The sequence below is a fragment of the Litorilinea aerophila genome (assembly GCF_006569185.2).
GTDB classification, from domain to species: Bacteria; Chloroflexota; Anaerolineae; order Caldilineales; family Caldilineaceae; genus Litorilinea; species Litorilinea aerophila.
Genome location: NZ_VIGC02000034.1, coordinates 48,473 through 59,822, shown reverse-complemented (window position 1 = coordinate 59,822; position 11,350 = coordinate 48,473). Strand labels below are relative to the sequence as shown.

Here is an 11,350-nt window from a genome sequence, read left to right as displayed (position 1 = left end):
CAAAAGGTCGTGGTCAAGAGCCAAAACGCTGCCAAAGCGGCCTGATCTTGGCTCGATTGCTCAATTGTAAAGGTGCTGTCTCAACTCAACACTCGTTGAGGCACTTGCTCATTGTCAAAAGTCGAATATAGAGGATGGGGCGCGCCCGGGGCCGGATCTGGATGACCTTACCCCCGAAATCCTCCGGCCTGGTGATTCCCGAGTCCGCCAGGCTGAAAAAGGCAAAGGGCGAACGGCGGAAGATGGTAGCAATGGCCCGTATCGGCGCCCCGGCGGCCCGGGCCCGGATGATCTCGGGGCCACTGGCAATGGCGAACTGGGCCTCGCCCGCCAGCAATGCCGCCAGCCGGTCGACGGTGGGTCCTCCCTCCAGCCAGGTCACGTCCAGGCCTTCCTCGGCGTAATAGCCCTGCTGATCGGCCACGTACAGGCCCGCGAATTGGGAACTGTGGGTCCAACTGAGCTGTACAGCAACGGCGGTCAGCGGTGGGGCAGGCGCCCGGATTCCCTGACAGGCCGCCAGGCCAGGCTGCAGGGTCAGCAGGATAAATAGGAACCTCATCAAGTGAAGGTACTTGTTCATAGCCACACGTTCTCACGCATGCCCCGGCTAACATCCATCGGGGATAGAACCTGGGTAACAGGGTGGAGTGAATTCCGCCGACGGACACAAGACACATCGACAGCGGAGTTGGAGCAGAAAGGGGCAAGCGGAATAACCCGACAACACAACGCCAGTTTACATGATTTTAAAATCAATTATACATCCCTCCGACGGATTGTCTACGGCTTTCCGACTTTTAAGGGGCCAGATCCATTCAAAATCGGTCAAAAGTAGGGCGCTCTACGACAAATTGCGTACAAGAGGAGATGACGAAAAAGCGATGGCGCCACATCCCGGCGAGTGAAGGGACGGCGACGGATGCGCTGTCCGGCATGTGGAGGGCGAATCATGATTCGCCTCTACGACGGGGCGCCCGTCGCCGTAGGGGTGGGCCCCCGTGCCCACCCGCTGTCGCCAATCGCGAAAAGGCGCCGGTTTGCCGTAGGGGCGGCTGGGAGCCGCCCCATGGTGCCGGACCTAGGCGGATGAAAGGATGACCACGGCTGCGCAGCGACTGGGTCGGCATCTGAGGATGCCGACTCCGCGTGGCGGTGGTGATCCTTTCAAGGAGTGCGCATCCTCAGATGCGCACTCGCCCCATGCGGCGCGGCCTGAGTAATCCGTGTTATCTGTGGCTGAAAATAAAGTGCAAAGATAGTGTAGGACGCTGACCCACGCAGATGAACGCTGATTCGGTTTACTCTTTCCTGCGTTTCTTTGCGTCTTTGCACCTTTGCGGCTTTGCGTTGAAAAATGCCCTTTTTGCAGGGGAGTCGAGTATAATTCGTCTGTAAACAGATCGATTGAGGGAAGGATCAAGCGGACGAGTATGGTGACACCAACGACGTGGAAATTTGACTGGCAGGCCGGGGTGTGGCCCTTCCGGGCCCGAAACGGGCGCCCCTTCTGGCTCCTGTGGCTGGTGACATTGCTCGCCCTGGCCGGCTGCAACGAGCCGACCATCCAGCCCCTGCGCTTCAACGAGGCACCCTGGCAGGCCGGTGAAGTCAGCACCTACCGGATCACCGACCTGAACGACAACTACGCGGGAACGGCCCGGTTCGACATCCTGGCCCGGCCGGAGGGGGGCTGGACCATCCGCCGAGAGATCTCCGCCCAGGGGGTGCAGGAGATCGTGACGGTTGACGTGGGCGACAAAGGGCTGCGCCCGGCCCGGACGCTCATGGTTCGGGTTGGGGACGATGGCCAGGAAGAGGTGGAAACTATCTACGCGTCCGGTCAGGTGGATCTGCGCCTGACTACCAAGCAGGATGTGACCACCTACCAGCGAGTGAATGTGCCCAGCGACGTGCGAGATGTGCGCACGTTGCCGCTTCTGGCCCGGACCCTGCCCCTGGAAGAGGGCTACGCCACTCGCCTGAACAGCTTCCTGCCCGTCTCTGCCACCCTGGATCGGGTCACATTGGAAGTGCTCAAGCGGGAGACGGTCCAGGTGCCGGCCGGCACCTTTGATACCTGGCTGGTAGAGATCCAGGGCAGCGGCCGCAAGACTCGGCTCTGGATCGGGGTGGAGCCGCCGCACCTGCTGGTCAAGTTTGTGGACGGCCATTCCCAGGGGACCTTTGAATTGACCCAGTTCGAGGCTGGCAAGCCAGGTCAGCAGGAGCCGTAAACTCACCATGGCATGGAAAATGGATCGCTTCACCTGGGGTGTCATCGGCGTGGTCGCCGTGCTGCTTCTGGCCGCCGTGATCAGTGTCACCTGGACCGGCGGCCGGGGGTGGGGAGAGGCGACCTACCTGGAAGAAGACACGCCCTCGGCCCCCGTCTACAACGCGTTTGTGGCCCTGCAGCAGGGCGACCTCTTCAAGGCCCGGGAGCAATACAGCCAGCGCATTCTGGAGGAGGCGGACAAGGAGCCGGGCTACGGCCCCTTGAGCAGTGGCGGCTACCGGGATACCAACAGCGCACGGCGGTTGCGCATCCTGAGTACTCAGCCCGATCCCAACGATCCAGATCGGGCCCTGGTCACCTTCGAGGTGGACACCTACACCAGCGGCGGCCTCTTCGGCGGCGGCTCCACCTGGACCCGCCGGGGAACGGTGGAGGTCATCCGCGAGGATGGGCGCTGGAAGATCAACGCCATGGAATTTTTCTATTGAGCGTGGCGAAAGATCGGGGCAGGGACAAAACAGTAGCATTGGCCAGGGGACATCTACCAGGGGAGAGGAGAAGAGAGGCATGCGCTTCGCCGTAGTCCGTCGGCTCTACTTCTATGGCATCGCCTTCATCAGCTTCATCGTCGGGATCAGCGCCCTGGACAACCTGCTGCGTATCCTGGCGGACTTTTGGCTGGAGTCGCCCGCCCTGTATGAGATAAATCGGGATCGCTACCTGGTGGACACGGTGGCGCGACAGGGTGGCCTGCTCCTGGTGGCCACGCCCATTTTCGTGCTCCACTGGCGCTACATCCAGACCCGTCTGGTGACAGATGAAGAACGCCAGGCGGGTCTGCGCAAGTTTTTCCTGTATGCTGCTTCGGCCGTGGCCGTGGGCTTCGTGCTGGTCCGGGCCTATGATTTGCTGCGGGGAATCGCCCTCCTGGCCCTGGGTGCCGGGCTGGCCGACATCGAGATCTGGCCCAGCCTCTGGCTCCACCGGCTGCTGATGGTGGTGTTGGGCAGCGCCGTCCAGGCCGCACTTCATGGGGTGCTGGTGGCCGACGGCGACTACGGCCAGGAGTCGGGCAACGCCGCCCTGTGGCGCCAGGTCTACCAGGTGCTGGCCGGCCTGGTGGGCCTCGGCCTGGTGATCGCCGGCATTTCCGGCATTCTGGAAACCGTCTGGCTGGCCGTGGTGGGGCGCCTGGTTCCGGCGGTGGAGGTGGGCTGGTGGCGCAGCGCCCTGTCAGACCGGCTGGCCATTCTGCTCCTGGGCGGGCTGTTGGCCCGGGTCAACTGGCGCCGCTGGCAGGCCATCACCGCCACGCGGCCAGCGGAGGCCCAGAGTGCCCTGCGGCGGCTCTACCTGTACGGCGCCGTGGTGATCAGCGCCCTGGCCACCCTGGTCCCGGCGGCCGGGCTGCTGCGGGAGCTGCTGTTGATCGCCTTTGGCGCCGGCAGCGGCACCCTGGCCGAGCTACTCCAGGATCTGGCCACGCCCGTCGGCCTGATTCCCGTGGGCCTGGTTACCTGGCGCTGGCACTGGCGCATCCTGGGCCAGGAAGCCGACCGTTACGGCGAGAGTCAGGAAGCCGCCACCGTGCGCCGTATCTACTATTACGCCGTGGCCGCCACCGGCCTGGGCCTCCTCTGGTTCGGCGCGGCAGATATTATCCAGATCCTGCTGGAAGCGGTGCTGGGGACAGGCGCAAGCACTCCGGGTGGTCCCTTCTGGCCGGAGCCCCTAGCCAACGGCCTGAGCCTCCTGGCGGTGGGCGCGCCCATCTGGGCTGCCCACTGGCGAGCCGTCCAGGGGATCGCCCGCCGACAGGATCGGGCCGGCCTGGCCGAGCGCAGCGCTGCCCCGCGCAAGGTCTACCTCTACGGCGTGGCCCTGGTGGGGGCTCTGCTCATCCTCTTCTACCTGGCCCAGGCCGTCTACCGGCTCCTCCTCTGGCTCCTGGGCGATCCAGAGGCCGGCTTTTTCTCCGCGACCACCGCCGAAGAAGTGGCCCGGAGCATGCTGGCCGCCATCCTGTGGGCGGTCCACGTGATGGCCATTCGAGATGATGGCCGCCTGGGCACGGAAGGGGAGCCTGAAGAGGAATCGCCCATGGATCGGGCCGAGATCTTGCGCCGGCAGATCGCCCGCCTGGAAGCCGAGCTGGCCCATGCCCGGGCCGAGCTGGAGGCCCTGGAACAAAAATGATGCATGGTGCGTGGTACGTGGTCCCTACGGGGCCGAATCGGTGACCGTGACCTCCAGCCGGAAGCGCTTGGTCAGCTCGTGGAGCAGGCGGTCGCTGATGGTGCAGGGATCGTTGGGGAAAGCCAGCTTGCGGGCGTGGCCGTTGCTCTTGAGAACGATGAAGAAGCGATCCCGCCCCCGAGGATCCCGGGTTGTCTCGTGAATTTCCTTGAGCCGGTATTTGTCCCGCTCCAGATTGCCACTACAGCGGAAGGTGATTTCCAGCACCCGAGGTTCGAGGGACGCCCGGGCAGCACGCTGGCTGCCACGTCTGGTGCCTTTGCGCTTTTCAACCCCCTGGGCCTCGTCCTCTCCGTTATCTGGGGCGGGATCATCTTGGTGGGCCTTGTGGCCGTTACCGCGTCCGTGGCCATTGCTCGGGGCGGCGCGGTCGGCGTAACCGTCAGGCTGGTTCGCCGCCGGTTCCTCCCCCGGGACGGCACGCCTGGTGGCTGATTCTTCCGACGGGCGGTCCCGGCCTGGCCCGGCAGTGGGGGACGGCTCTGGCGGCGCGGCTGAGGCCTGGGCCGTTTCCACCACTGCCAGAGCAGGGGCGGCGGTCGGCTCCTGGGATTCCGCTGGGGAGGACGTCGCCGCATGGGCCTCCGAATCGGCGGTTTCCGCGTCGGCAGGGGCAGCAGCATTGATCCAGGCGGGCGGAACATCCCGGAAGGGGCTTTCCTCGGCCAGGGGCAGGTCGTCGTCCGTGTAGGCGTCCATGTATTCTAGCTCCTCTTCGGCCACGGCCATTCCGTTGATGGTCGGTGCCACATCCAGCAGCGGCTTCTGGTATCGGCTGCTCTCGTCCTCATCCTTGACCACGGGCCGGTCGATGTAGGTCTGGATGCTGTCAGCCAGCAGGCTGGTCTGCCCTTCGCGCGTCTGGGCTTTGCCTTTCACCACCACCACATTGTCCGGGATCAGCAGCTCCTTGACCTCGGCGTAGGTGCGGGGGAAGACCACCACCTCACACTGGCCCTGCAGATCTTCCAGTTGTACAAAGGCCATGGGATCGCCCTTCTTGGTGGTGATGGTGCGCACGCCGGCGATCATGCCGGCCAGCATCACGTTCTTGCCGTCGTAGCGGGCATCCAGCTCATTACACCCACAGGTGACCAGGTTGCGCAGGTCCACTTCCAGGTGTTGCAGGGGGTGGCTCATGGCATAGACGCCCAGCAGCTCCTTCTCCCACTGGAGCCGTTCCCGGCCTTTGGCCTCCTCGATATCGGGCAGCCGGATGGGCGACACCTCGGCGGCGTTCACGTCCTCCAGGAGGTCAAACATGGAGAGCTGGCCGCTTTCCCGGGCCTGGTGGGTGCTGGCCGAGCGGGCCACCATTTCGTCGATAACGGCCAGGAGCTGGGTGCGTTTGCCGAAGCGGTCGAAGGCGCCCACCTTGATGAGACATTCCAGCGCGCGGCGGTTGACCTGGCGCAGGTCCACCCGGTCGCAGAAGTCCTCCAGGCTGGTGAAGGGGCCACCCTCTTCCCGGGCCTCGATGATGGCCTTGACCGGCCCTTCGCCCACGTTCTTCACGGCTGCCATGCCGAAGCGGATGGCGCTGCCGGGCGGCACGGGAAAATCGTAGCCCAGTTGGGGGTCCCGGTGGGCCATGGTGGGCGTATCGGCCGGGAGCTCCTGGATCTCGAAGTCCAGGCCGCTGTAGTTCACATCTGGCGGCAGGACGTCGATCCCCATACGGCGGCACTCGTTGATGAAGTTGACCACCTTCTCCGTCTTGTCCCGTTCCACCAGGAGCAGGGCCGCCATATACTCCACCGGGTAGCGGGCTTTGAGGAAGGCCGTCTGCACGGTGATGACCGCGTAGTCGGCGGCGTGGCTGTTGTGGACGAGGATGTCGTTGGCAATGAAATTGTGGGTGCCGGGGACCTCCAGATCGTACGTCTGCTTTTCGCCGACGTATTCAATGGATTCAATCTCATCCCAGTAGATGTCGTTATCGGCGTAGCGCCGCAACGCATCATCGTCGAAATAATCGGCCAGCCGCTGGATAGTCTGGCGGGTAAAACCCTGTTTGGTGGGCGCATTCGTTGGATAAAATTCGCGCTGGGCCACCCCGCAGTCGGCCTTGACCTGCGCCCAGGTGATGCCGGTGCGCTCTTTGGCTGCACGCACCAGGGCTTTGACGCCCAGCGGGACAATGTCTTTAGTAAATCCCGGCAGAAATTCGTTGATAGGCTCTACCAGAGACATTGCCGCCGAATTTCTGCCGTGGTATTTACGCCAGACCATACTGGTTCCATTTGCCAGGGGCGCTTTGAGCAACAGCTGCTCGAGCATGGCCTGGCGCTCCCGGCTGACGAAGAAGCAGCCAATTCGCTCCGCAAAGATCTGGATATTGTCGTGGCCCGTTATGAAAAGCTGATACCCAACACGTCCCTCCTTATACGGAAACTGAACCGTCCGTAAACGGCTGATGATGCCGAATCGCAGCAGGAGGTGTTGCATTTGCCGGGCCAGGCGTTCTGACGCAGTGGCGTAGTAGAGGCTACGCCCATGGACGTTGATGTGTCCGTCGCCTTCCCACATGCGGCTGAGAAGCAGGCCGATCTGCCGGTTGGTCAGCTCGAATACAGCCCCGGGAATCTCTTTATCGCGGGCATTTCGCCCCCAGATGCGGAGTTTTCTGGCCCAGGGGACAATCCCCGGCTCTTGTCGTCGGTCAATACGCCTGGCGTAGACCGAGAATGTTTCCCGATGCCTGGAGACGGTGCATTGGACGTTATCGAACTGTTCGGCGGCCTGGACATAATCCTCGACCTGCTCCCAATCCTGACTGTAGAAGTAGACCGAGTGTGGGTGGCAGAGGTTGCCTTCGGCCAGGAGATGTCCCAGCACGATCACTTCATGATCCGGCCACTCCTGCCTTCCCTCCACAGGTAGACGCCGGGGTACGGCGATCCGATCCCCTGGCTTCAGCTCTTCCAGGTGTCGCCAGCCCTCCAGGGTGTAGAAGGGGTGATTGGCCGTTGCTTCGAGCCGTTTCCCCAGGCGGGTGGTGAGCCGATAGACCGGCTTTACCCCATTATCCATCACAGCGGAGACACGCCCCGGCCTCAGGGTCAGGTGCGCCACATCGCAGGTGACAGTCTCCGCAAGTTGGACCGTACCGGCATAGAGATCCGCCACCCGTACCAACCTGCCAGAGGCCGCGTCCACGATTTCGGCGTCGCCCGGCAAACATTTGTTGAAGCCGTAACGGGCGAAATACTCGATGTCCGCGTAGATGGCGTGGGCCACCTCTTTGGGAATGCCGTTCCTGGCGCAGCCCTCGGCGAAGATCTTCTTATGCTTCTCGATGTCCGAGGCCTTCTTCTTGGAGATGGCCCGGCGCACCAGGTCGGCCTCGCCGGGAGTGTAGCCGGCGAGCTGGCTTAGGATCTGGATGATCTGCTCCTGGTAGACGCAGTTGTGGACGACAATGTTATCGGCCACAAAGCTATGGAGACCCTCTACGGTCAGATCGTACACATGCTCCACGCCGACGAACTCAATGGAGACGACTTCCTCCCAGGCCAGGTTGAGCCGCCTGCGGGTTTCGGGGAGGGGCATTACATCTGCCAATGAACCTGCCACCCGGGCGGAAATACGCTCCCTGGCACGCCCCTTCGGGTAGAAATGCTGGCGGCTGACGCCATAGGCTTCCATCAACCCTCGATAGGAGAGGGTACGGACTGCGTCCACCTCCTCTAAAAAAGGCTGGCGGGCAAGGGTGGGAGAACGCTGTTGGTTGCAGGCCACGTCCCGTTTGGCCGATACCATGTGGGGTTGAAGCAGGGCAGCAAAACGGGCTGTATCGTAAACGGTCACCTGGTAACTGGTGCGCTGTTGTGTCCCCCGGCCGACCGCGTATTGACTTTGATAGATGGCAGATTGAATCCCCAGCCGCAACAATAATGTCTGCACTTGTTCCGCCAGCCGCGGAGAAACTGTCCGGTAGTGACAGAGTTTATGGCTGACATATCCATCGCAGTCCCACAGGGATGCCAGGAAAAAGGCCAGATCTTCCGTCCCTAAACCAAAGACGAAATCGGGGATGAACTTTTCATGGCTGCGGACGCCGCCTGGCCGTTGGCCAGCTGGCGCCTTCAGCCCCAGTTCACGCAGCCAGGCCAACAGGACATTGGGCGTATGGTAGTCTCCAGCGCCCGCTTTCTTAGAAGCGCCAATTCGGATCACACCACGGACCTGTTTTGTGAAATGGGGACGAACCCCCTCGAATGCCTCCAGGCAGCGCTCATATTCGGCCAATAAGGCCGGATCTTTGGAGACAAAGTCAACGCAGGCAGCGCTGGCCAGGCTGCCATCCCCTAAGAGATAGGCCAATACCCGTAGCCGTCGACGATCTACCGGCTGAACAGTCTCTTGGGGACCAAACAGGGAAGGGGGCACAGCCACGTAGTCACCCGGCCTGAGATCACGCAAAGGACGCCAACCGAACTCGGTCAGGAGACGATGGTCTTCGGTGACTTTGGTACTGGCGCCGTTGCGCAACGTGATGCGATAGACGGGCTTCTCGCCGCTGTCAATCCAGTGGGTCACACGCCCTATCGCCGGTCGCCAATTGGCATCGACCCCCTGTACGTGGAACTCTTGGAGCTGGCCAATGTCAGCCAGCCGATAGCGACGACCGGTGCGCGCTTCGGTGATCAGCGCGTCACCGCTGACGCAGATCCCGTAGGTCTCCGAGAGGATGGGCTCCAGGGCCGGGTGCTTGTATTCCACCTGCTCTTCGCCGTGGAGGCGACGGATGAACTGGGGGATGTATTCCAGCGGGCCGGGCCGGTAGAGGGAAATGGTGGCCACGATGTGCTCGAAGGAAGTGGGGCGCATCTCGGTGAGCACCCGGCGCATGCCCTGGCTTTCCACCTGGAAGACGCCACTCACCTCCCCGCTGGAGAGGAGCTTGAAGGCATCTTCTGCCTCTGGCCCCTCGAAGGGAATGGTGCTCAGGTTATACTCCACCCCATGGCGCTCTTTGATCAGCCGGGCCGCCTCCCGCATGACCGACAGGGTGCTCAGGCCCAGGAAGTCCACCTTCAGCAGGCCGATGGACTCCAGGATGGGAAACTCATACTGGGTAATGGTGCTGGTGATGGTGTTCTTGTTCCCGCGCATGAGCGGGGTGTAGTGGGTTAGCTCCCGGTCGGCCACGATGACGGCCGCGGCGTGGACGCTGGAATGGCGGGCCACCCCCTCCAGCTTCATGGAGGTGTCCAGGAGGTCCCGCACCCACTCGTGCTGCTGGTAGAGCTCCACCAGCTCCGGGTTGTAAAATTCGTGGCCCTCGGTGAGCACATCCTGGATGGTGACCGGCTTGCCCGGGATGGCCGGGATCAGCTTGGCGATGCGGTCCACCTGTTTGAGCTCGATTCCCTTGGCCCGTCCCACGTCCCGGATGGCGGCCCGGGCTTTCATGCGGCCAAAGGTGACGATCTGGGCCACCTGATCTTCCCCATACTTTTCCACCGTGTAGCGGATCATCTCTTCCCGCTGGTCGTCGGGGAAATCCAGGTCGAAGTCGGGCATGGTGACCCGGCCGGGGTTGAGGAAGCGCTCGAAGATCAGGTTGTTCTTCAGGGGATCGATGCCGGTGATGCCGATGCAGTAGGCCACCAGGGAGCCCGCGCCAGACCCGCGCACGTTCCACCAGATGTTGCGGCTGCGGGCAAAGTTGCACAGATCCGCCACGATGAGGAAGTAGACATCGAACCCCATCTCGTGGATGATGCGCAGCTCCCGCTCCTTCCGCTCCTGCACCTCCGGATCATCGGCGCGGTCGCCATACCGTTCCCGCAGCCCCTTTTCGGTGAGATGGCGCAGGTAGGTTTCGTAGGTAAAGCCCTCGGGAATGGGCAGGTCGGGCAGGTGGTAGTTGGGATCCTCCAGATCCACCTGGCACATCTCGGCCACCAGCCGGGTGTTGTCGAAGGCGCTCCGCCCAAAAGGATCCTCCAGGTCGAGCAGGGGGCGGAAGGTCTCCTCCATCTGGGCGCGGCTCTTGAGGAAGTAGCTGCCGTCGCTCATGCGCATGCGGTCGGGCGCGTCCACGCTGGCGCCCGTCTGCACACAGAGCAAAATGTCGTGGGGGCCGCCATCTTCCTCCCGCACGTAGTGGACGTCGTTGGTCACCACCAGTTGCAGGCCGAACTTCTTGGCCCACGGGATCAGGACCTTGTTCACCTCCACCAGCTCGGGGATGCTGTGCTCCTGCAGCTCGATGAAGAAGTTTTCCTTGCCGAAGACATCCACATACCAGCCCAACCGCTGGTAGGCCTCCTCCTCCTTGCCCTGCATGAGGAGCTGGGGCACCTCTGCGCCCAGGCAGCCGGTGGTGCAGATCAGCCCTTTCGCGTGGGCCGCGAGGAAGTCGTGATCCACCCGTGGCCGGTAGTAGTAGCCCCGAAGATGGCTCTGGCTGCAGATTTTCAGGAGGTTGCGGTAGCCGGTCATGTCTTTGGCCAGGAGCAGCAGGTGGTAGTTCTCCCGGTCCAGCTGATGTTCCCGGCCGGTCATGGGCCGCCCCCAAAGGGTCTGGTAGGCCTCCAGCCCGATGATGGGCTGAATACCCGCGTCCCGGCAGGCCCGGAAAAACTCAATGGCGCCGTGCATGGCACCATGATCCGTCAGGGCCAGGGCCGGCTGCCCCAGGCGTTTGGCCTCGGCCACCAGCTTTTTGACCCGGCCCAGGCCATCCAGGAGGGAATATTCCGAGTGGGTATGCAGATGAACAAAGTCGTTGGAGTCGGCCATGGATCTGGTTTCTCCATCCTGGTCATGGGTGCGCCCCGATGGGACGCACCCCCTGGTCTTCGGTCTTCAACTGTCAGCGTCGATCCGCAGCGTTGACCCTGC

Annotated in this window: 5 protein-coding genes; 3 read left to right on the top strand and 2 right to left on the bottom strand. The window is 62.8% G+C overall.

What is annotated here, in order from left to right; translation table 11 throughout:
* Window positions 1–85: 85 nt before the first annotated feature.
* On the bottom strand, window positions 86–562 hold the full coding sequence (locus FKZ61_RS20295) for an ABC transporter substrate-binding protein (RefSeq protein ID WP_170200075.1): 477 nt from the start codon (window positions 560–562) through the stop codon (window positions 86–88).
* A gap of 871 nt (window positions 563–1,433) precedes the next feature.
* On the opposite strand from FKZ61_RS20295, the gene FKZ61_RS20290 reads away from it, so the two are divergent.
* From FKZ61_RS20290 to FKZ61_RS20280, 3 genes are all read left to right on the top strand, one after another.
* Window positions 1,434–2,237 (top strand): DUF3108 domain-containing protein, encoded by an 804-nt coding sequence (locus tag FKZ61_RS20290; protein WP_141611969.1) that lies wholly within the window; start codon window positions 1,434–1,436, stop codon window positions 2,235–2,237.
* 7 nt (window positions 2,238–2,244) lie between these two features.
* Window positions 2,245–2,727: a hypothetical protein gene (locus tag FKZ61_RS20285; RefSeq protein WP_141611968.1), complete on the top strand. Its 483-nt coding sequence runs from the start codon at window positions 2,245–2,247 to the stop codon at window positions 2,725–2,727.
* A gap of 79 nt (window positions 2,728–2,806) precedes the next feature.
* Window positions 2,807–4,435, top strand: coding sequence for a DUF5671 domain-containing protein (locus FKZ61_RS20280; protein WP_141611967.1), 1,629 nt, complete (start codon window positions 2,807–2,809; stop codon window positions 4,433–4,435).
* Between the two features lie 24 nt (window positions 4,436–4,459).
* Here FKZ61_RS20280 and dnaE read toward each other — a convergent pair whose 3' ends face one another.
* Window positions 4,460–11,248: a DNA polymerase III subunit alpha gene (dnaE, locus tag FKZ61_RS20275; RefSeq protein ID WP_141611966.1), complete on the bottom strand. Its 6,789-nt coding sequence runs from the start codon at window positions 11,246–11,248 to the stop codon at window positions 4,460–4,462.
* Window positions 11,249–11,350: the final 102 nt, after the last annotated feature.